Source organism: Curtobacterium sp. 18060 (assembly GCF_902706105.1).
Classification (GTDB): domain Bacteria; phylum Actinomycetota; class Actinomycetes; order Actinomycetales; family Microbacteriaceae; genus Curtobacterium.
The window spans coordinates 38,312-58,376 of sequence record NZ_CACSJV010000010.1; the positions used below are offsets into that span (position 1 = coordinate 38,312).

The 20,065-nt window shown below is 71.7% G+C and carries 18 protein-coding genes and 1 pseudogene; 6 read left to right on the plus strand and 13 right to left on the minus strand.

Translation table 11 applies throughout. From position 1 onward, the window contains the following. The first annotated feature begins 43 nt into the window (after positions 1-43). A pseudogene (locus GVL05_RS07410) lies at positions 44-837 on the plus strand (nucleotidyltransferase domain-containing protein). Positions 838-891: 54 nt separating this feature from the next. Here GVL05_RS07410 and GVL05_RS07415 read toward each other — a convergent pair. Further along, positions 892-1,554: a hypothetical protein gene (locus tag GVL05_RS07415; RefSeq protein WP_159572566.1), complete on the minus strand. Its 663-nt coding sequence runs from the start codon at positions 1,552-1,554 to the stop codon at positions 892-894. A gap of 89 nt (positions 1,555-1,643) precedes the next feature. Between GVL05_RS07415 and lipB the strand changes: the two genes are divergently transcribed. Together lipB and lipA are read left to right on the plus strand one after the other, a co-directional pair. After that, a complete protein-coding gene (lipB, locus tag GVL05_RS07420) occupies positions 1,644-2,405 on the plus strand; it encodes a lipoyl(octanoyl) transferase LipB (protein WP_159572567.1) in 762 nt (253 codons plus the stop codon). Beyond that, positions 2,402-3,385, plus strand: a complete 984-nt coding sequence (gene lipA / locus GVL05_RS07425) for a lipoyl synthase (protein ID WP_111086058.1) — start codon at positions 2,402-2,404, stop codon at positions 3,383-3,385. Before lipB ends, lipA begins: the two co-directional genes overlap by 4 nt. 189 nt (positions 3,386-3,574) lie before the next feature. On the opposite strand, the gene GVL05_RS19970 is transcribed toward lipA, so the two are convergent. Further along, positions 3,575-3,733, minus strand: coding sequence for a DUF4175 domain-containing protein (locus tag GVL05_RS19970; protein ID WP_139199230.1), 159 nt, complete (start codon positions 3,731-3,733; stop codon positions 3,575-3,577). A 60-nt stretch (positions 3,734-3,793) separates the two neighbouring features. Beyond that, on the minus strand, positions 3,794-4,663 hold the full coding sequence (ftsY, locus tag GVL05_RS07430) for a signal recognition particle-docking protein FtsY (RefSeq protein WP_111086057.1): 870 nt from the start codon (positions 4,661-4,663) through the stop codon (positions 3,794-3,796). A gap of 229 nt (positions 4,664-4,892) precedes the next feature. Here ftsY and GVL05_RS07435 point away from each other — a divergent pair, with 229 nt between their 5' ends. Beyond that, a complete protein-coding gene (locus GVL05_RS07435) occupies positions 4,893-5,921 on the plus strand; it encodes a TerC family protein (protein ID WP_111086101.1) in 1,029 nt (342 codons plus the stop codon). A gap of 215 nt (positions 5,922-6,136) precedes the next feature. On the opposite strand, the gene GVL05_RS07440 is transcribed toward GVL05_RS07435, so the two are convergent. The 7 genes from GVL05_RS07440 to GVL05_RS07470 all read right to left on the minus strand — a co-directional run bounded on the left by GVL05_RS07440 (position 6,137) and on the right by GVL05_RS07470 (position 15,455). Further along, positions 6,137-9,955: an AAA family ATPase gene (locus GVL05_RS07440; protein ID WP_159572569.1), complete on the minus strand. Its 3,819-nt coding sequence runs from the start codon at positions 9,953-9,955 to the stop codon at positions 6,137-6,139. A 68-nt stretch (positions 9,956-10,023) separates the two neighbouring features. Further along, complete coding sequence (gene mutM / locus GVL05_RS07445) at positions 10,024-10,995, minus strand: bifunctional DNA-formamidopyrimidine glycosylase/DNA-(apurinic or apyrimidinic site) lyase (RefSeq protein WP_159572571.1); 972 nt, start codon at positions 10,993-10,995, stop codon at positions 10,024-10,026. 4 nt (positions 10,996-10,999) lie between these two features. Then, positions 11,000-11,725 carry a ribonuclease III gene (gene rnc / locus GVL05_RS07450; protein ID WP_228506018.1) on the minus strand — a complete coding sequence of 242 codons (726 nt, stop codon included), beginning with the start codon at positions 11,723-11,725 and terminating at the stop codon, positions 11,000-11,002. 13 nt (positions 11,726-11,738) lie between these two features. Further along, positions 11,739-11,942, minus strand: coding sequence for a 50S ribosomal protein L32 (gene rpmF / locus GVL05_RS07455; protein WP_017888273.1), 204 nt, complete (start codon positions 11,940-11,942; stop codon positions 11,739-11,741). A 55-nt stretch (positions 11,943-11,997) separates the two neighbouring features. Beyond that, the gene (locus GVL05_RS07460) at positions 11,998-12,591 is read right to left on the minus strand and encodes a DUF177 domain-containing protein (RefSeq protein ID WP_307860992.1); all 594 of its coding nucleotides are present in this window, start codon (positions 12,589-12,591) and stop codon (positions 11,998-12,000) included. A gap of 106 nt (positions 12,592-12,697) precedes the next feature. Continuing rightward, positions 12,698-13,183 (minus strand): pantetheine-phosphate adenylyltransferase, encoded by a 486-nt coding sequence (coaD, locus tag GVL05_RS07465; RefSeq protein ID WP_159572573.1) that lies wholly within the window; start codon positions 13,181-13,183, stop codon positions 12,698-12,700. Between the two features lie 43 nt (positions 13,184-13,226). Beyond that, positions 13,227-15,455, minus strand: a complete 2,229-nt coding sequence (locus GVL05_RS07470) for an ATP-dependent DNA helicase RecG (RefSeq protein WP_159572575.1) — start codon at positions 15,453-15,455, stop codon at positions 13,227-13,229. Between the two features lie 86 nt (positions 15,456-15,541). Here GVL05_RS07470 and GVL05_RS07475 point away from each other — a divergent pair, with 86 nt between their 5' ends. Beyond that, positions 15,542-16,105: an RsmD family RNA methyltransferase gene (locus tag GVL05_RS07475; RefSeq protein ID WP_123937675.1), complete on the plus strand. Its 564-nt coding sequence runs from the start codon at positions 15,542-15,544 to the stop codon at positions 16,103-16,105. Between the two features lie 217 nt (positions 16,106-16,322). Here GVL05_RS07475 and thiL read toward each other — a convergent pair whose 3' ends face one another. Continuing rightward, positions 16,323-17,318, minus strand: a complete 996-nt coding sequence (thiL, locus tag GVL05_RS07480; protein ID WP_159572577.1) for a thiamine-phosphate kinase — start codon at positions 17,316-17,318, stop codon at positions 16,323-16,325. Positions 17,319-17,342: 24 nt separating this feature from the next. On the opposite strand from thiL, the gene GVL05_RS07485 reads away from it, so the two are divergent. Next, on the plus strand, positions 17,343-17,828 hold the full coding sequence (locus GVL05_RS07485) for a DUF3515 family protein (protein WP_123937673.1): 486 nt from the start codon (positions 17,343-17,345) through the stop codon (positions 17,826-17,828). Positions 17,829-17,858: 30 nt separating this feature from the next. On the opposite strand, the gene GVL05_RS07490 is transcribed toward GVL05_RS07485, so the two are convergent. Next, positions 17,859-18,968: a D-alanine--D-alanine ligase family protein gene (locus tag GVL05_RS07490; protein WP_327785634.1), complete on the minus strand. Its 1,110-nt coding sequence runs from the start codon at positions 18,966-18,968 to the stop codon at positions 17,859-17,861. A 32-nt stretch (positions 18,969-19,000) separates the two neighbouring features. Continuing rightward, positions 19,001-20,014, minus strand: coding sequence for an NAD(P)H-dependent glycerol-3-phosphate dehydrogenase (locus GVL05_RS07495; RefSeq protein WP_111086095.1), 1,014 nt, complete (start codon positions 20,012-20,014; stop codon positions 19,001-19,003). Positions 20,015-20,065: the final 51 nt, after the last annotated feature.

Sequence of the window (20,065 nt, forward strand, 5' to 3'; positions counted from 1 at the left end):
CAGGTTCCCTGATCCGGTGTCCGACGCTCGGTATCGTCGAGGCATGCGCGCCGTCCCAGAGGACCTCGACCCAGCGGTGGTCGCCGAGATCGACGGGCGGCTCGCGCGCCTGCAGTCCGACCTCGGTGTGACGATCCCCTGGGCGATCGAGAGCGGCAGTCGCGCCTGGGGCTTCCCGTCGCCCGACAGCGACTACGACTGCCGGTTCCTGTACGTGCGACGGTCCGACGACTACCTGTCGCTCTGGCCCAGCCGCGACGTCATCGAGACACCGCTGGACAAGGTGTTCGACGTCAACGGGTGGGACCTCGCGAAGACGGTCCGCCTCGCCGTGAACGGGAACGCGACGGTCGGCGAGTGGCTGCGCTCACCGATCGTGTACGCGGGTGACGAGGCCTTCCGCGACCGGCTCCTGGCGTTCGTCGCGAGCGTGGCCGACCGGGGGCGCATCGGCCGGCACTACCTGCACGTCGCCGCGCGGCAAACGAGCGCGAGATCACGCTGAAGCGGTTCTTCTACGTGCTCCGGACCGCGGCCTCGCTCCGGTGGCTGCGGGACCACCCGGAGAGCGCCATGCCACCGATGGACCTGCCGACGCTGCTCGCCGAGTCGACGGTCGAGCGTGCGGTGACGGAGGCGACGACGGAACTCATCGCGGTGAAGGAACGGACGCGCGAGCTCGGCGCCGGTACCCCACCCGAGGTCCTCGTCCGCTTCGTCGGCGCGGAACTCGACCTGGCGCGGCCGTTCGACGACCTGCCGCCCGAGAACACCTCGGTCGAGGCGTACGCCCGAGCGGATGCGTACTTCCTCGGCGAGCTCGACCGCCTGCGCTGACCACGACCGGACGGCGCGGAGCGGGGCGGTTGGCGCGGTGCGGCGCAGAACGGCTCAGCGGAGCACGACCCCCTCGGTGAGCTCGACCGGGGTGTCCAGCCCGACGTCGAGGACCACCGGCGCGGTCGACGGCAGGCGGTCAGCGGTCGGGAACCAGCGCCGCTCCGGCGGCACCAGGATGACGAGACCGTCGACGTTGCCGACCGCGGCGAAGCCCTCGCCTGCTGGGTTGGCGTAGGGCTCGAGTCCGGCGCGGCGCAGTGTCCCGACGGCACCGAGGACGTCGGGCACGGCGATGCCGACCTCGCTGACGGACAGAAGCGGAACAGCGGACGCGGGCCCGGACGCGGGTGTGGCCGCGGCGAGGTCCCGCCGCTCGATCAGCTCGAGCAGCTGCTGGTCCGGACCGTCGAAGTACACCGATCGCGAGTTCCAGTTCGGCGGGCCCTCGAACTCGTCACGGCCGTCGGCGTCGACCAGCACCGTCGCGATGCCGGCGATCCACTCGGCAGCCGCGGCGAACGTGCCCGTCGGGATCGTGATCGCGAGGTGCAGCGCACCGGTCATCCCCGGCAGCTCCCGGAACAGGAGCCGCGTCGACCCCACCACGACCTCGACCATTCCGTCGACGCGGTCGACCGGGCAGCCGAGCCGTTCCCAGAACCGGGCGGTGTCGTCGAGCGAGCGGGTGGCGAGCTGTGCCTGGCGGATGTCCATGTCCGCCATCCGAAGCCCTCAACCACGGTTCAGGTCAAGGTCGTCCACGTTGTTGTACTCCGTCCAGATACCGTCGTAGGCTCGCCAGCATGCCGGAACTCGAGATCGTGCGGCCTGCCGGGCTGCTCGACTACGCCGAGGGACTCGCGCTGCAGCGGGACCTCCACGCCGACGTCGTCGCCGGCCGCTCCCCCGGGGCCCTCGTGCTGTGCGAGCACCCGTCCGTGTACACCGCCGGCCGACGCACCGAGCGGTCCGACCTGCCGACGAACGGTGCCCCGGTGGTCGAGGTCGACCGCGGCGGACGCATCACCTGGCACGGCCCGGGGCAGCTCGTGGCCTACCCGATCGTCCCACTGGCCGTTCCGATCGACGTCGTGGCGTGGGTGCGTGACCTCGAGCAGGTCATCGTCGACGCTGCGGCCTCCGTGGGGGTGCACGCCGAGCGGGTCGACGGCCGGAGCGGCGCCTGGGTCCGCGGAGCGGACGGCACTCCACCCGCCAAGGTCGGCGCCATCGGGCTGCACGTCGCCGAGGGCGTGACGACCCACGGCATCGCGATCAACTGCGACAACGCACTCGACGCCTACGCCGCGATCGTGCCGTGCGGCATCGCCGACGCCGGCGTGACGACGCTGAGTGTCGCCGCCGGCCGGCCCGTCACCGTCGACGACCTCGCCGACACCGTGGTCGACCGCATCCGCGCTGCCGAACACGGCATGCGGACCGGCCACCGGATCGGCAGCGCCGCGCACAGCACCACGACCGCCCGCACCACGACGGCCCGCGTCACGACCGCCGACACCACGTCCCCCAGCACCGCGCCCGCACGACAGGAGACCCTCGTATGACCCTCGCCCCCGAAGGCCGCCGGATGCTCCGCGTCGAGGCCCGCAACGCCGAGACCCCGATCGAGACGAAGCCCGGGTGGATCAAGACCCGTGCCACCCAGGGCCCGGAGTTCCGCGAGCTGTCCGCCCTGGTCAAGGACAAGCAGCTGCACACCGTCTGCCAGGAGGCCGGCTGCCCGAACATCTTCGAGTGCTGGGAGGACCGCGAGGCCACGTTCCTGATCGGCGGCTCGCAGTGCACCCGCCGGTGCGACTTCTGCCAGATCGACACCGGCAAGCCCGAGCCGCTCGACCGCGACGAGCCCCGCCGGGTCGCCGACTCGGTCGTGTCCATGGGACTCAAGTACGCCACGGTGACCGGCGTCGCCCGCGACGACCTGCCCGACGGCGGGTCCTGGCTCTACGCCGAGACCATCCGCCAGATCCACGAGCACTCCCCCGGCACCGGCGTCGAGATCCTCGTGCCGGACTTCAACGGCCGCCCGGACCAGCTCGGCCAGGTGTTCGACGCCCGCCCTGAGGTCTTCGCCCACAACGTCGAGACCGTGCCGCGGATCTTCAAGCGGATCCGACCGGCGTTCACGTTCGAGCGCTCCCTCGACGTCATCACGCAGGGCCGCGACGCCGGGCTCGTCACGAAGTCGAACCTGATCCTCGGCATGGGCGAGGAGCGCATCGAGATCGAGGACGCCCTGCAACGCCTGTTCGACGCCGGCACGGACATCATCACGTTGACGCAGTACCTCCGCCCGTCGCCGCGGCACCTGCCGGTGGCGCGCTGGGTCAAGCCGGAGGAGTTCGTCGCGCTGCGTGAGGTCGCCGAGGAGATGGGCTTCGCCGGGGTCCTCGCCGGCCCGCTCGTCCGGTCGTCGTACCGCGCCGGACGCCTGTGGGCACGCGCCACGGTCGCGCGCGGCGGCTCGGTTCCCGAGCACCTGTCGCACCTGCTCGACGCGGCGCCGGGTCGCCAGGCCGTCTGAGTCTCGCGCGGAGCTGCGCGAGTTTCGCGCTCAGCGACAGTTCTCGCGCTCCGGAGCGCGAGAAGTGTCGCCCAGGCCGAGACTCGGCGCGCGCGGCCCGAGACTCGACCACGGACAGACGGGAGGCACGGTGCCAGCTGGCACCGTGCCTCCCGTTCGTCCATCCGCCCGTTCAGGGCGACGCGAGCGCTATGCGCGACCGCGGATGCTCCTGAGGAGCCAGCCGATGACGGCCAGGATGATGAGGACGATCCCGACCCACAGCAGGAACTTCAGCGCACCGACGAAGATGCCGCTGAAGAGCAGGACGAGGCCGACGATGATCGCGATGATCAGGAGTGCTGGCATTGAAAGGGCTCCTTCCGGTGTACCTGGACGATCCCTGTACTGCGGAGACAGTACCCGGAATCAGCCGACGAGGTTCTGCACGAACACGTGCGGGGTGAAACCGGTCAGGTCGTTGATGCCCTCGCCCTGCCCGATGAGCTTGATCGGGATGCCCGTCTTCTCCTGCACGCTGAGCACGAACCCGGCCTTCGCGGAGCCGTCGAGCTTGGTGATGACGAGGCCGGTGACCCCGGCGCCCTCGATGAACGCCTGCGCCTGGGCGAGGCCGTTCTGCCCGGTGGTCGCGTCGAGGACGAGCAGTACCTCGCTGATCTCGGTCTGCTTCTCGACGACGCGCTTGATCTTCGTGAGCTCGTCCATCAGGCCTGCCTTGGTGTGCAGGCGGCCGGCGGTGTCGATGACGACGATCTCGGTGTTGTCGCGGATCGCCTTCTCGACGGTCTGGTACGCCACCGAGGCCGGGTCCTGCCCGGGCTGCGAGGGGCGGACGACGTCGACGCCAGCGCGCTCGGCCCAGGTCGCGACCTGCTCGACCGCGGCAGCACGGAAGGTGTCGGCCGCACCGACGAGGACCGTGCGGTCGTAGGTCTTCAGGAACTTGGCGAACTTGCCGATCGTCGTGGTCTTGCCGACGCCGTTCACCCCGACGACGAGCACGACGGCGGGCCGCGCGCTGAGCTTGAGCGTGGTGTCGAGCTTCGACAGCCGTTCCTCGAGCACCTCACGCAGCATGCGCTGCAGGTCGGCCGGGTCGGTCGTGCCGTAACGGTCGACGCGCGCGTGCAGGTCCTCGATGATCGCCTCGGAGATGTCCGGACCGAAGTCGGCGCCGATCAGCGCGGTCTCGAGGTCCTCCCACGTGGTCTCGTCGATCGTCTTGCGCTGGAAGAGGCCGCGCAGCCGTGAGGACAGTGACCAGGAACTCGCCATGCTCCCAGCTTAGAGCGCGGCGCATGTCCGCTGTGCCCGGTATGCTCGGTCTCACGAAGGGGAGTATTCCCTCTCGGTGACCCCGTCAGTACGGCCCGGAACGATCCGGACCCGGGGCGCCGGTCGTGGTCGGTTGCAGCAGATCGCGGCGGAAGAGACCTTCAGGCCTCGGCGTACCCACGTGTCGTCCCTCGACATGCGCTCGTACGTCGCCTACCTGAAGGAAACCGTGGACGTCCCACTCTTCGTCTGGCTCCTCACCATCGCAGGCATCCTCGCCCTGCTGGTGTTCGACTTCTACTCGCACGTGCGCACCCCGCACGTGCCGCACATCCGCGAATCCGCGTTCTGGTCCGTGTTCTACATCGGACTCGCGATCCTGTTCGGCTTCGGCATCCTGGTCTTCGGCGGCGGACAGGCCGGCGGTGAGTACTTCGCCGGGTGGCTCACCGAGAAGGCGTTGTCGGTCGACAACCTGTTCGTCTTCCTCATCATCATGACGAGCTTCGCCGTGCCGAAGGAGTTCCAGCAGAAGGTCCTGCTGGTCGGCGTCGCGATCGCGCTCGTCGCCCGAGGCATCTTCATCGCCCTCGGCGTCACGATCATCGAGAACTTCTCGTGGGTGTTCTACCTGTTCGGTGCGCTGCTGTTCTGGCTCGCGTGGTCGCAGGCCCGCAGCGGCAACGACCACGGCGGCGACGAGGGCGACTCCCGCCTGATCCGCATCCTGAAGCGCATCATCCCGACGTCGGACCACTACGACGGCGACCGCCTGACCACCAAGGTCGACGGCAAGCGCCTGTTCACCCCGATGCTGCTCGTCATGGTCGCGATCGGTCTGACCGACGTGCTGTTCGCGCTCGACTCGATCCCCGCGATCTTCGGGCTGACCCAGGACGCCTTCATCGTGTTCACCGCGAACGCGTTCTCGCTGCTCGGGCTGCGGCAGCTGTACTTCCTGATCGCCGGACTGCTCGAGCGCCTGATCTACCTCGGCCAGGGCCTCGCGGTCATCCTCGGCTTCATCGGTGTGAAGCTCGTCTTCCACGCCATGCACGTCAACGAGCTGCCGTTCATCAACGGTGGCGAGCACATCGAGTGGGCGCCCGAGATCCCGATCTGGTTCTCGCTGGGCTTCATCCTGCTGACCATCGCGGTCGCGACGACCGCCTCGCTGGTCGTCTCGAAGAAGCGCCAGGAGCGCGGGCTCACCCCGACGGGCGAGCCGAAGGAGTCGGTCGCGGCCGACGCGGAGTAAGCGTCACGCCCTGGACGGGCGGCAACACGGACGGGAGGCACGGTGCCAGCTGGCACCGTGCCTCCCGTCTGTCCGTGGTCGCGGCCAGAGCCGCGAAAGCGACAGATCTCGTCGCGGGCCCACGATCCTCTCCATGAAAGCGACAGATTGCCGCGAACTGTTGGCGGAGATCTGTCGCTTTCGCGGCGCGCGACTGCAGCCAGCCGGCCGGCCGGCTACGCGACCGCGTCGGCGGGCTCGCGCTTCTGCACCCGCTGCCCGACGACGGCGGACACGCCGTCCTGCCGCATCGACACCCCGTACAGGGCGTCGGCGATCTCCATCGTGCGCTTCTGGTGCGTGATGACGATGAGCTGCGACGACTCGCGGAGCCGCTCGAACACCGTCAGCAGGCGGCCGAGGTTGGCGTCGTCGAGGGCGGCCTCGACCTCGTCCATGATGTAGAACGGCGACGGCCTGGCGGTGAAGATCGCGACGAGCAGCGCCACTGCGGCCAGGGACCGCTCGCCGCCGGACAGCAGCGTCAGGCGGTCGATCTTCTTGCCGGCGGGCTTCACCTGCACGTCGATCCCGGTGCCGAGCAGGTCGGTCGGGTCGGTGAGGTTGATCGAGCCGGAGCCGCCCGGGAACAGGATCGGGAAGATGACGTCGAAGGCGTCCTTCGTGTCGTTGAACGCGGACTCGAAGATCGTCTGCATCTTCGTGTCGAGCTCGTCGATGATCGTCATCAGGTCGGTGCGGGTCTTCTGCAGGTCCTCGAGCTGCTCGGCGAGGAACGCGTGCCGCTGCTCCAGCGCCTGGAACTCCTCGAGCGCGAGCGGGTTCACCTTGCCGAGCCGGCCGAGGTCGCGTTCGGCGGCCTGCAGGCGGCGCTCCTGCTCGGCGCGGACGTACGGCACGGTCTCGACGTCGGCGGGGTCGACCTCGTCGGTGACGTCGAACTCGGGCAGGGCGGGGCCGCCGGGCAGGGTCGATTCGGCGTCGACGAGCGCCACCGTGTCGTCGCCGGGGCTGGTGTCGAGGTCCGCCGTGCCGTCGTCGGGTGCAGTGTCGGTGTCGGCATCGCCGACCGGCGCCGTGTCGCCGTCCGCCGGCACCGTGTCGCCCTCCGCCGGCTCGTCGAGGCCCGCCGCGGCAGCCGCCGCGCGCTCGGCGTCGCGGTGCTTCCGCGCGAGCACCCGCGGGTCCACCAGCACGTCGACCGGCACCGGCACGGTCGGCCCGTACTCGGTGACGAGCACGGCCTCGGTCAGCCCGAGGTCGCTCAGCGCCCGGTCGAGCACGCCCGACACGTGCAGCTTCTTCTCGTAGATCTCCATCTCGAGCGAGTGCACGCCGTCGGTGATCGTCTGCAGCCGGTCGCGGAGCTCGCGCTCCTCGTTCCGGATCGCCTGCAGTTCGGTGTTGCGCTTCGACCGTTCGGACTCCTCGGTCGCGAGCTGCACGCGCGCCTCGGCCAGCGACCGGTCGACGGCGCCCAGCACGCCCGGCAGGTCGGCGAGGACGGCTTCGGCGGTCTCGATCTGCCCGCGGCGGATCACCGCACGGCGCGCTGCTTCCTCTGCCGCCGCGCGCTCGGCCTCGAGTTGCCGTTCGAGCTGGTCGGCGCGGTGCCGTTCGGCGCGGACACGCTCGCGCACGGTCTGCACCTGGATGCGCTGCTCGACCTCGGCGGCGCGTGCGGCCTCGAGTGCGTCCTGCAGGCCCGGACGCTCGGAGGCATCGACGACGGGACGCTCCTGCTCGGTGAACGCGCGGTGCGCCGTCTCGGCCTCTGCCAGGGCGGCGTCGACGAGCTCGACGGCGCCGTCGGTCTCGGCGAGGGCGGCACGCAGGCGCTCCACCTCGGCCGCTGCGTTCTCGGCCTTCGCCCGCGTCGAGGCGCTGGCCCGGTCGTACTCGGCCGTCGCCTTCGCGTGCGCGCGCGATGCCGCGTCGGCCTCGTCCGCACGGCGGCGTGCGTCCTCGACGGCGGTGCGTGCTGCCTGGAGGCCCGTGGCCGCGTCCTCGGCGTCCGCCCTGATGGCGTCGCGTCGCGTCGCGGCGTCGTCGCGCTCCGCGACGAGCTCGATCCGCGAGGTCACGCGTTCCCCGCCGCCGGTGACGCGGGTGGCGCGCACGAGGTCACCGGACCGGGTGACGACCGTCGCGTGCGGGGCGGCGGCGAGCACGGCCTCCAGGTCGAGCGTGTCCGCGTTCGCGCCTTGGCCGTCGGCAGTCTCCGCGATCAGGGTGTTCCGCAGGATCGCGGTGATCGCCGGCGGGCCCTGCACCAGGTCGAGGGCGCGGCGGACGCCGGCCGGCAGCGTGTCCGGCAGGTCCGTGGGGACGACCTCGGCATCCGCGACGACGACGTCGATGCGTCCGATGTCCGCGGAGCGGGCGTGGTCGACGGCGTCGAGCGCGACCGCGCGGTCGTCCGCGAGGACGGCGTCCGCGAGCCCGTCGAGCGCGACGGCGACGGCGCCCTCGAACCCGGGCGTCACCGTGAGCGCGTCGGCCAGGCGCCCGACGATGCCCGCACGTCCGGCGTCGATGAGCGCCTGCGAACCGTCGCGGACGTCGATCGACATGCCGAGCGCCGCGACCCGCGCGTCGAGCGCGTCCCGCTCGCGCTCGAGGGCGTGCAGTCGGTCGCGCTGCTCGTCGCGGGCGGCCTGCGCGGTCTCCAGCTGGGCACGAGCCGCCTGGAGCGTGGCGGCGAGGGCCTCGTCGTCGACGCCCTCGGACGGATCGGTGCCGAGTTCGGCGAGGGCCGCGGTCGCACGCTCGGCGCGTTCGCCCGCCTCGGCGAGGGCCCGCTGGCGACGCTCACGGTCCGCCACCGTGGACCCGCGCTTCGACCGGGCCACGTCGACGGCGTTCGCCAGCCGCTGCGCCTCGAGGTCGTGCTGCGAGACGCGGGCGGCCTGCGCGGCGATTCGTTCGTCGAGGGCGTCGAGCGCGTCACGGGCGGCCTGCACCGCACGGGCGGTCTCGGCGGAACCGCCCTGCATCTCGTCGGCACGGGCGGCGAGCCGATCGGCCTCGGCACGGACACCGGCCACCCGCTCCGGGGTGATCGAGGGGCCCTGCTGCGGGGCGTCGGCCTGCTGCGCCAGGAACATCAGCCGCTGGTTCGCCAGGCTGGACAGCCCGCGCAGGCGCTCCTGCACGCTCTCCAGGCGGTGCACCACGGTCCGGGCGCGATCGACGTCATCGCCGACCATGCTCTGCTCGACGTGCTGCTGGCGGACCCGGGTCTGGTCGAGTCGCTCGGTCAGGACGATGCGCTCGGACTTGCGGCCCGCCTCGACCTCCTGGTGGTCGTGCAGTTCGCGGCGCAGCCGGACGACGTCGTCGGCGAGGATGCGGGCCTTGGCGTCCCGCGCGACGGCGGCGACGGACTGGGCCTTGCGCGCGACCTCGGCCTGGCGTCCGAGCGGCTTCAGCTGGCGCCGGATCTCGCCCGCGAGGTCGGACAGGCGGGTCAGGTTCGTCTGCATCGCGTCGAGCTTCCGGAGGGTCTTCTCCTTGCGGCGACGGTGCTTCAGGATGCCGGCGGCTTCCTCGATGAAGCCGCGGCGGTCCTCCGGGGTGGCGTGCAGGACCTTGTCGAGCTGCCCCTGCCCGACGATGACGTGCATCTCGCGGCCGAGGCCGGTGTCACTCAGGAGCTCCTGCACGTCGAGCAGCCGGCAGTTCTCGCCGTTGATGGCGTACTCGCTGCCGCCGTTGCGGAACAGCGTGCGCGCGATCGTCACCTCGGAGTAGTCGATCGGCAGCAGCCCGTCGGTGTTGTCGATCGTCAGCAGCACCTGGGCGCGGCCGAGCGGCCCGCGGGTCGAGGTGCCCGCGAAGATGACGTCCTCCATCTTGCCGCCGCGCAGGGTCTTCGCCCCCTGCTCCCCCATCACCCAGGCCAGGGCGTCGACGACGTTGGACTTGCCCGAGCCGTTCGGGCCGACGATGCACGTGACGCCCGGCTCGAACGCGAACGTCGTCGGCTGCGCGAAGGACTTGAACCCCTTGATGGTCAGGCTCTTCAAGTACATGCGGTCTCCGGGTGTGCTCACGCGTGCTGCGGCGGGGCCGCTGCTGGGCTGTGCTGCTGGGCGTCAGGCTAACGCGTGTGGGCGCGGGGACGCGGTTGGCACACGGGGCAGATGTGGCTCGACCGGTTCATGAAGGCCTCGCGCACGATCGTCGTGCCGCAGCGGGGGCAGGGCTTCCCCTGCTGTCCGTACACGTTCAGCCGCTGCGAGAAGTACCCGGACTGCCCGTTGACGTTGACGTACTGGGCGTCGAAGCTCGTCCCGCCGTCCTCCAGCGCACGCCGGAGGACACTGCGCACCTCGTGGAGCAGGCGTGCGAGGTCGGCACGGGTCAGCCGCTCGGCCGGTCGGTCGTAGTGCAGCTTCGCAGCCCAGAGGGACTCGTCGGCGTAGATGTTCCCGATGCCGCTCACGACGCCCTGGTCGAGCAGGATCCGCTTGATGCCGCTCGAACGCTTCCGGGCGATGGCGGTGAAGCGGTCGTCGTCGAACGCGGGGTCGAGCGGGTCGCGGGCGATGTGCGACACCTGCTGCGGCACGCTCCGGCGCCACACGGCGTCGGGGTCCGATGCGTCGACGTGCCCGGCGAACCCGGCGGGGGCGCCGTCCACCGTCGGCACCATCGCGTCGATCGCCATCGAGCCGAAGGTGCGCTGGTCGACGAACTCGAGCTCGACCGCGGGTTCGGCGATGCCGTCGCGGTCGGTGCCTGCGGGTTGCACGTCGATGAGGATGCGGCGGTGCTTCGCCGCCGGTCGATCGCGGCCGAGCAGGATCTGACCGCTCATGCCGAGGTGGGCGACGAGCGCTTCGGGCCGGTCGCCCTCGTGCTCGGGCTGCAACGGCATCCAGAGGAACTTGCCCCGACGGACCGCTGCGGCGATGGTGCGACCGGTCAGGCGGTCGGCGAAGTCCTCGGCCGGGCCGTCGTGCCGGGTGAGCGCTCGCTCGTCCAGGACGTCGACGTGCAGCACCCGAGCGCCGCTGACCGCGGGTTCGAGGCCGGCGCGGACGACCTCGACCTCGGGGAGTTCGGGCACGCGGTCAGGCCGCTCGGCCGGACAGCCGGGTCCAGGCGTCGAGCGCCGCGGACATCTCGGCGGCCTTCTTGCTCGAGCCGGTGCCGACGGCGATGTCCTCGCCCTGCAGGACGACGGTCGCGCTGAAGGTCTTGTCGTGGTCCGGGCCGGTCTCGGTGACGCGGTAGGCCGGGTTGCCGAGCGACAGGCTCGCCGCGAGCTCCTGCAGGCTCGTCTTCGGGTCCATCGCGGCGCCGAAGCGATCAGGGTCGATCATCAGCGGCTCGACCAGGCGGAGCACCAGGTCGGTCGCCGGGTCGGGGCCCGCGGACAGGTAGGTGGCACCGATGACGGCTTCGACGGTGTCGGCGAGGATCGACGACTTGTCGCGGCCGCCGGTCTGTTCCTCGCCCTTGCCGAGGCGCAGGTACTGGCCGAGCCCGATCATCCGGGCGATCTCGGCCAGCGCGACCGTCGACACCAGACTGGCGCGACGCTTCGCGAGGTCACCCTCGTCGAGGTCGGGGAAGGACCGGTAGAGCTTCACGGTCACGGCCTGGCCGAGGATCGAGTCGCCGAGGAACTCGAGGCGCTCGTTGTGCTTGATGCCCCCGTGCTCGTACGCGTAAGAGCGGTGCGTCAGGGCGAGCTGGAGCAGCTCGAGGTCGATGTCGACCCCGAGCTGGCCCTGCAGACGAACGACGTCCGGCCCAACGGGGCGGGACCCCGTGGCGCCGGACGTCGTCGTCATGCGTTCGGTCCGATCAGACGTCAGCGACCTTGCGGCCCTTGTACTCCATGTACAGGGGGGTGCCGGCCGAGTCCTCGACGACCTTCGCGCGGTGCGGGAGGCTGTAGGTGACCTGACCGTTCTCGATCGTCTTGACGAGCTGGATCGGCGTGGCCTTCCACTGCGAACGACGGGCGTGCGTGTTCGCACGGGACTGCTTGCGCTTGGGAACGGCCATGGTGAATCTCTTTCGGTTGGTCGGTGGTCGGTACGGGGGCTGGCGGTGTCGGGGCCTACTCGGCCTCGGCCCGCTCCTCGCCCTCGGTGGTCTTCGTGTCGGTGGTGTCGCCGTGGGCGGCACGCTCGGCTGCTTCGAGCTGGATGCCGGTCAGGGCTGCCCAGCGCGGGTCCAGGGTCTCGTGAACGGGCTGCTCATCGAGGTCGGCCAGTCGCTCGCCCGTCACCGGGTCGAGGCCTGGGCAGTCCGGTCGGCAGACCGGCTGGAACGGCAGCGCCAGCACCACCGCATCTCGAACGACCTGTTCGCAGTCCACGTGGTCATCGCGAACGAAGAAGTCGAAATCCTCCGAGGCATCATACGCGAACAGCTCGGCGAAATCGACCTCGACGGGTTCGCTGATGTCGATGAGGCAGCGCGAGCACTCCCCCGTCGCGTCGGCCGAGGCGTGACCGGACACGAGGACACCCTCGTGCAGGCCCTCGAGCCGCAGGTCGATGCGCAGCGGAGCACCTTCGCGCACCGCGATCACACCGGCTCCCAGCGCGTCCGGCACCACGATGTCGAGCGAGTGCTCGCGCATCTCGCCCGGACGGTGCGCCAGGTCGCGCACGCGCAGGGCGTAGGGGCTGTTCACGTGGGAAGACACGATCGTCAACCCTAGCGTGAACGCAGCCGAGAGTCGAGGCAGGCGGGGGTGTGTCCGCGCGTCGGCCGGCCGTGCCTCCGGCTCGGCGCGCGGCTCAGCGCACGGCTCAGCGTGCGGCGAGGGCTACCGCCACGGCCTTCGGCACGTAGGGGGTGACGTCGCCGCCGAGCGTCGACACCTGGCGGATGAGCGAGCTCGACACGTGGGAGCGCGAGGCGTCGGGCAGCAGGAACACGGTCTCGACGTCGGCGAGGTGCCGGTTCATGATCGCCATCGGGGTCTCGTAGGCGACGTCCTCGCCCGACCGCACGCCCTTGACGAGCACCTTCGCCCCGACCTGCCGGCAGTAGTCGACCAGGAGCCCGGAGGTCCACTCCCCGACCCGGACCGTTCCCGGCGTGCCGACCTCGGCCAGGGACTCCTCGATGAGCCGGACGCGGTCGACCGCCTCGAACATCGCGGGCTTCTTGTCCGGGTTGTGCACCACGAGCACGTGCACCTCGTCGAACAGCCCGGCAGCTCGACCGATGACGTCGAGGTGCCCGAGCGTGACGGGGTCGAAGGAACCGGGGACCACCGCGATCTGCGCCATGGCAGCGACGATACCGGTCCGTGCCAGGGCGTCCGGCTCCGGGTCAGTTCTTGCCGAGGAACGCCGCGTCGGACTCGTCGAGGCGGCGTGCCAGTGCCTCGCGCAGGGCCGGGGACCCGTCGAGCTCGGGATCGGGTTCGAGGACCCGCTCGGCTTCGCCACGGGCGTCCACGATGAGGTCGGCGTGCTCGACCACGCGCAGCAGGTTCAGCGACGACCGGCCGCCCGACTGCCGCTCGCCGAGCACGTCGCCCTCGCGCCGGAGCTCGAGGTCGACCCGGGCGAGCTCGAAGCCGTCGTCCGAGGCGGACACCGCGTCGACGCGTTCCCGCGAGGTGGTCTCGAGCTCGGCGGTGGTGACGAGCAGGCAGACGCCCGCCCACTGCCCACGGCCGATGCGGCCGCGCAGCTGGTGCAGCTGGGAGACGCCGAAGCGATCGGCGTCGAGCACGGCCATCATCGCGGCGTTCGGCACGTCGACACCGACCTCGATCACGGTCGTGGCGACGAGGACGTCCAGGTCGCCGGCGGCGAAGGACGTCATCACGCGGTCCTTCTCCTCCGCCGTCATCCGGCCGTGCAGCACCGCGATCCTTCGGCCTTCGAGCACGGGCATCGTGCGCATCCGCTCGGCGGTGGCGAGCACGGTCGCCGGGGCGCGCTTGGGGGCGTCGTCCTCGGACTCGGCGGGCGCGGGTTCGCCGTCGTCCTCGGCGTGGGCGTCGTCGATGGCGGGGCAGACCACGAAGGCCTGACGCCCCTTGTCGAGCTCCTCCGCCATCCGGGACCAGATGCGGGACTCCCACCCGGGGCGCTCCGCCAGCGGGACCGTGAAGGTCTCGACGCCGGCACGACCGGAGGGCAGCCCGGTGATCGTCGAGACGTCGAGGTCGCCGAACACCGTCATCGCGACGGTGCGTGGGATCGGCGTGGCGGTGAGCACCAGGACGTGCGGCGGGGTGGCGCCCTTGGTCCGGAGCGCTTCACGTTGCTCGACGCCGAAGCGGTGCTGCTCGTCGACGACCACGAGCCCGAGTTCGGCGAAGTCGACGCGGTCGCCGAGCAGGGCGTGGGTGCCGACCACGAGCCGCGAGCTGCCCGACGCCGCGGCGAGCAGGGCCCGTCGGCGTTCGTCGGTGGACTGCGACCCGGTCAGGATCACCGGGCGGAGCTCGGCCGCCAGGTCCGGTCCGAGGAACTTCACGATGGACCGCAGGTGCTGCGCGGCCAGCACCTCGGTCGGGGCGATGAGGGCGGACTGCCCACCGGACTCGGCCACCGTGAGCATGGCGCGGATGGCCACGAGGGTCTTGCCGGAGCCGACCTCGCCCTGCACCAGCCGGTGCATCGGCCAGGTGCGGGCGATGTCGGTGTCGATCTCGGCACCGACGGCACGCTGGTCGTCGGTCAGGGTGAACGGCAGGGTGGCGTCGAACCGCTCGAGGATGCCACCGGGAGCCGCCACCCGCGGGGTCGCCGCGGTGCGTCGGGCTCGGATCCGGCGCTGCACCAGGGCGGTCTGCAGCACGAACGCCTCGCGGTAGCGCAGGGCGTCCTGCGCGCGCTTGAAGTCCGCGACCTTCTCGGGGCGGTGGAGCAGCTCGAGCGCCCGGCGGAACGGGACGAGGTCGAGCCGGCTGCGCGCCGAGGCCGGCACCGGGTCGGGCAGGTCCGACAGGGTGTCGAGCACGATCCCCATCGACTTCGCGATCTGCCACGAGGTGAGCGACGCCGTCGCCGGGTAGATCGGGATCGGCTGCCGCGACCACCGGATCGCTTCGTCCGAACCCGGGTCGGCCGTGGCACGCGGGTCGTCGGGGTCGAAGAGCTCGTAGTCCGGGTGGGCGAGCTGGCGGGCACCGCGGTAGTCGCTGACCTTGCCGGAGAAGATGCCGCGGGCACCGGGCACCAGGTCCTTGGTGCGCCAGCCCTGGTTGAAGAACGTCAGGGTGAGCAGCCCCTTGCCGTCGCCGATCTTGGCTTCGAGGATCGATCCGCGGCGGGCACGCATCGTGCGCTCGCGGACGTCGACCACCTCGGCCACGATGGTGACCGGCTCGCCGATCGCCAGGGAGTCGAGCGCCGTCAGGGCCCCGCGCTCGGCGTAGCGCCGGGGTGCGTGCTCGAGGAACTCCCCCACCGTGCGGTGGCCGAACGCCTTCTGGATCGCGGACGCGGTCCGACCACCGAGCACGTTCGCGAGCCGCGCGTCGAGGGGCGCCGGACCGAGGTCGGGCGCGGCCGGCGCAGCGGGGGTTCCGGTGGTGACCACGGACACCACGGTACCGGGCACGACCGACGTGCCACGTGCCTCCCGTCCGGCCTGTGGACGACGCCGCCGGCCGATACGGTGGCTGCATGACCCGCATCATCGCCGGCGCCGCCGGCAACACGACGCTCCGTGTGCCGAAGTCCGGCACGCGGCCGACGAGCGACCGGGTGCGCGAAGCGCTGTTCTCGTCGCTCGAGGCCCGTGGACTCGTCGACGACACCTCCGTCGCGGACCTCTACGCCGGCACCGGTGCCCTCGGGCTCGAAGCGGCGTCGCGCGGTGCGGTCGAGGTCGTGCTGGTCGACCGCGCGTCGGCCGCGGCGCAGGCGTGCCGGGCGAACGCGAAGGCCGTGCAGCAGCGGATTCCCGGGGTGCGGATCGACGTGCAGCCGCAGCCGGTGCTCGGGTACCTGCGCGGGACGGTGCGCACGTTCGACCTGGTGTTCATCGACCCGCCCTACGACGTGACCGAGCACGAGATCGCCGAGGTGCTCGAGACGCTCGTGCCGCGGTTGACGGCCGGTGCCGTGGTGGTCGTCGAGCGGAGCAAGCGCTCCGCCGAACCGACGTGGCCCGCCGGGCTCGAGCCGTTCAGCAAGCGCAGCTACGGCGAGACCGTGGCGTGGGAGGCGGTGGCTGCCGCGTCCTGAGCCGCGCGGATCTCGGGGCGTGGGCGCGTTTCGCGACGATCCACGAGTCGATCGACGCGTGCCGTGTCGCAAGGTGCGCATGCATCGGATGCGTGCGCAACTTCCGACAGGACACCAGGTGATCGACGCGTGTTCCGTCGACAGATGCGCGCGCACTGACCGGGAGGCCCGGCTCGGCTCCGCCACGTTGCCGCCGTCCGACGTCGGGCCGGGCGGGTCAGCCGGCGGCGCCGTCCCAGTCGGCGTAGGGGTCCCAGCCGGTCGTCGGCACCGGAGACCCGGCGCGCAGCAGGTCCGCGTCGCCGCGGTCGCGCACGACACCGATGCGGCGGAAGCCACCCGGCAGCGCAGCCTCGGCGGGGAAGGTCGCGAGTAGGCCGTGGTCCTCGCCGCCGTGCAGCGCGACCTCGTCGAGCGGGGCGTCGGCATCGAGGTCGAGCGTCACCCGGCTCGCACGGGCGAGCCGTCCGGCGTCGATCGCCAGGCCGTCGGACAGGTCGAGCATCGCCGTCGCCCCGGCCGCGGCGGCGAGGGGCCCGTCGCCGATCGGGGGCACGGGGCGGCGCTGGCGGCCGACGTCGGGATCGTCGTCCGCACCGCTCGCCACCGTCGCTGCACGGTCCGGTTCGCCCTGCGCGTCCACGCCGTCACGGAAGAGCCGCGCGAGCCCGCGGGCAGCACGGCCGAGTTCGCCGGAGACCGCCACGACGTCCCCCGCACGAGCCCCTGACCGGAGCACCGGGGCGCGACCACCGAGGTCGCCGAACGCCGTCACCGCCACCGTGAAGGTCGCCGAGGTGGAGAGGTCGCCGCCGACCACACCGCATCCGGGCGCGAGGGCGTCGACAGCGAGGCGGAACCCGTCCGCGATGCCCTCGAGCACCGCCACGGGGGTGTCCTGCGGTGCGGCGAGGGCGATGACGAGGCCACTCGGCACCGCGCCCATCGCCGCGACGTCCGACAGGTTCGTCGCGGCGGCCTTCCAGCCGACGTCCTCGGGCGAGGACCACGCCCACCGGAAGTCCGGGCCGTGCACCATCATGTCCGTCGTCACGACGAACCGGCCGTCGGGGGCGGCGACCACGGCGCAGTCGTCCCCGGGCCCCACGAGCGGCGAGCCCGTCGGCAGCCGGCTCGTGATCCGGTCGAGGACGACCAGCTCACCGAGCTCCCCCACGGTCGGTCCGGCCCAGGCGTCGTACGTCGCGTCCACACGAGAACGGTAGCCTGGACCGCGATGGACACCGCGCGCCGCACCCCTCGCACCCTCGCGATCGCGGGGGTCGTGATCGCCCTCGCGGCAGGGCTGACCGGGTGCACCAACTCCGTCGGCATGAGCGCGGCACCCTCCGCGAACGCGGCGGCGTGCGCGGCCGCACAGGTGCGGTTGCCCGCGACCGTCGACTCGACGTACGACCTGCGGAACACCAACGCGCAGTCCACCGCGGCCTGGGGCGACCCGGAGGCCGCGCTCTACCACTGCGGCGTGGCCGTGCCCACCGTGTCCGACCTGCCGTGCTTCACGCTCGGGTCGGTCGACTGGATCCGCGACGACCGCGGCAAGCAGATCGTCTACACGACGTTCGGACGGTCCCCCGCGGTGCAGGTCGTCGTCGACACGTCGAAGACCGGCAGCGCGGTGCTGCAGGACATCGCGACGGCGGTGTCGACGCTGCCGGAGGACGGGCACAAGTGCCTGGACCCGTCCGACGTGCAGGGCTGACGCGGGCCGACCCCGTCGCCCCGCCCAGCGTCACCGGACGGCGGCGCGCCCCAGCTCGATGAGCTCGGTGACCAGCTCGCCGTAGGACACACCGGATGCCGCCCAGCAGCGCGGGTACATCGACAGCGGGGTGAACCCGGGCATCGTGTTGACCTCGTTCACGACGAAGCCGTCGTCGGTCAGGAAGCAGTCGACGCGGGCGAGCCCGGAACCACCGATGGCCTCGAACGCACGAGCACCGATCGACCGGATCTCGTCGGTCTGCGCCTCGGTGAGCGGCGCCGGGCACAGCAGGGACTCATCGCCACCGAGGTACTTCGACGCGAAGTCGTAGAAGCCGTCCTCGGCCACGACGATCTCGCCGGGCAGGCTCGTGCGCGGCGCACCGTCACGGCCCTCGAGCACGGCGACCTCGACCTCGCGGCCGACGACGCGGGGTTCGACGATCACCTTGGAGTCGTGCTCGAACGCCAGGTCCATCGCGGCGCCGAGCTCGTCGGGCCCGTCGACGCGCGAGACGCCCATGCTCGACCCGGCGCGTGCCGGCTTCACGAACAGCGGCCAGCCGTGCGCCGCGATCGCCTCGGCGACGTCGACCGGGGCGGCCGCCCATTCACGGCGGAGCACGGTCGTCCAGGGAGCGACCCGCAGACCGGCGTGCTCGAGGACGGCCTTCGCGACGTGCTTGTCCATCGCCAGGGCGCTCGCGAGCACGCCGTCACCGACGTACGGCAGACCAGCGATCTCGAGGAGGCCCTGGATCGTGCCGTCCTCGCCGAACGGACCGTGCAGGATCGGGAACACCACGTCGACGGCGACGGTCGTGACCGAGCCGTCCGGGTGCGAGACGACGAGTTCGTTCGTCGCCGGCGACGTCGGGAACGCCACGCGCGTGCCGTTGTCGGGCACGGTCGGCAGGGAGCCGTCGCGGATCGCCCACTGCGAGGGGTCGTCGGACTGCAGCGTGAACGCGCCGTCCTTCGTGATGCCGATCGGGACGATCTGGTACTCGGTGCGGTCGACGACGTCCATGATGCCGCCGGCGGTCACGCAGCTGATCTCGTGCTCGCTCGAGCGCCCGCCGAACAGGACGGCGACGGTGGTCGTGGGAACGTCGGTTCCCTCGGGGATCGTGGGCACGGGAGTCCCTTCGTGACTCGGTGCGGGACCGGTCACTCGCCCTGGGGCTCGTCGGTCTCGGTGAGGTGCGGCGCGATGTTGCGCGGATCGAGCCTACCGGCGAGGACCTCGCCGACCTGGCTGACGATGGGCATGTCGACGCCGTTCGCGGCGGCGAGCTCGAGGATCGGTGCGACGGACGCCAGGCCCTCGGCGGTCTGGTTCATCTGCCGCACGACCTCGTCGAACCGGTACCCCTGCCCGAGCAGGCGCCCGGCGGTGTTGTTCCGGGACAGCGGCGACTGGCAGGTGGCGATGAGGTCGCCGAGGCCCGCGAGGCCCGACAGGGTCGACGGCTGCGCGCCGAGCGACACCGCGAACTCGGTCATCTCGGCGAGCCCACGGGTGATGATCGACGCCTTGGTGTTCTCGCCGTAGCCGACGCCGTCGACGATGCCGATCGCCACGGCGATGAGGTTCTTCAGCACGCCGCCGAACTCGGTGCCGATGACGTCGGTGTTGATGAACGACCGGAAGTACGGGTTCGTCGCGACGGCGGCGACAGCGGTCGCGGTCTCCACGCTCGACGACGACACCACGGCGGCGGTCGGCTGCCGGCGGGCGATCTCGAGCGCCAGGTTCGGTCCGCTCGCGACGGCGATGCGGTCCTGGTCGATGCCGAGCCCCTGGAGCAGGACCTCGCTCATCCGCAGGCCGGTGCTCTTCTCGACGCCCTTCATCAGGCTGACGACGGGGACACCGGCGGGCAGGAGCTCGCGGATCGCGTCGAGGTTCGAGCGCAGCGTCTGCGACGGCACCGACACGTACACCTGGGTGGCGCCGTCGAGCACCTGCTCGAGCGACGTCGACGCCGTGAGGGTGCGGGGCAGGTTGATGCCGGGCAGGTAGTCGGAGTTCCGCTTCGTCTCGGTGATCTCGCGGGCGACCTCGGGACGCCGGGCCCACACGACCGTGGAGGCACCGCCCTCGGCGAGCACCTTCGCGAACGTGGTGCCCCAGCTGCCGGCACCGATGACCGCCACGCGGGGCTTGTCGGTCGACTGCATCACCACCCGGATCGCGGCGGTGTCGAAGGCACCCGGCGCTGCGGCGACGGG

Coding starts and splice junctions, on each gene's coding strand:
- GVL05_RS07415 (WP_159572566.1), bottom strand. CDS start 1,554: ATGGACATCCGCCAGGCACAGCTCGCCACCCGCTCGCTCGACGACACC.
- lipB (WP_159572567.1), top strand. CDS start 1,644: ATGCCGGAACTCGAGATCGTGCGGCCTGCCGGGCTGCTCGACTACGCC.
- lipA (WP_111086058.1), top strand. CDS start 2,402: ATGACCCTCGCCCCCGAAGGCCGCCGGATGCTCCGCGTCGAGGCCCGC.
- GVL05_RS19970 (WP_139199230.1), bottom strand. CDS start 3,733: ATGCCAGCACTCCTGATCATCGCGATCATCGTCGGCCTCGTCCTGCTC.
- ftsY (WP_111086057.1), bottom strand. CDS start 4,663: ATGGCGAGTTCCTGGTCACTGTCCTCACGGCTGCGCGGCCTCTTCCAG.
- GVL05_RS07440 (WP_159572569.1), bottom strand. CDS start 9,955: ATGTACTTGAAGAGCCTGACCATCAAGGGGTTCAAGTCCTTCGCGCAG.
- rnc (WP_228506018.1), bottom strand. CDS start 11,725: ATGACGACGACGTCCGGCGCCACGGGGTCCCGCCCCGTTGGGCCGGAC.
- rpmF (WP_017888273.1), bottom strand. CDS start 11,942: ATGGCCGTTCCCAAGCGCAAGCAGTCCCGTGCGAACACGCACGCCCGT.
- coaD (WP_159572573.1), bottom strand. CDS start 13,183: ATGGCGCAGATCGCGGTGGTCCCCGGTTCCTTCGACCCCGTCACGCTC.
- GVL05_RS07475 (WP_123937675.1), top strand. CDS start 15,542: ATGACCCGCATCATCGCCGGCGCCGCCGGCAACACGACGCTCCGTGTG.
- GVL05_RS07485 (WP_123937673.1), top strand. CDS start 17,343: ATGGACACCGCGCGCCGCACCCCTCGCACCCTCGCGATCGCGGGGGTC.
- GVL05_RS07495 (WP_111086095.1), bottom strand. CDS start 20,014: ATGCAGTCGACCGACAAGCCCCGCGTGGCGGTCATCGGTGCCGGCAGC.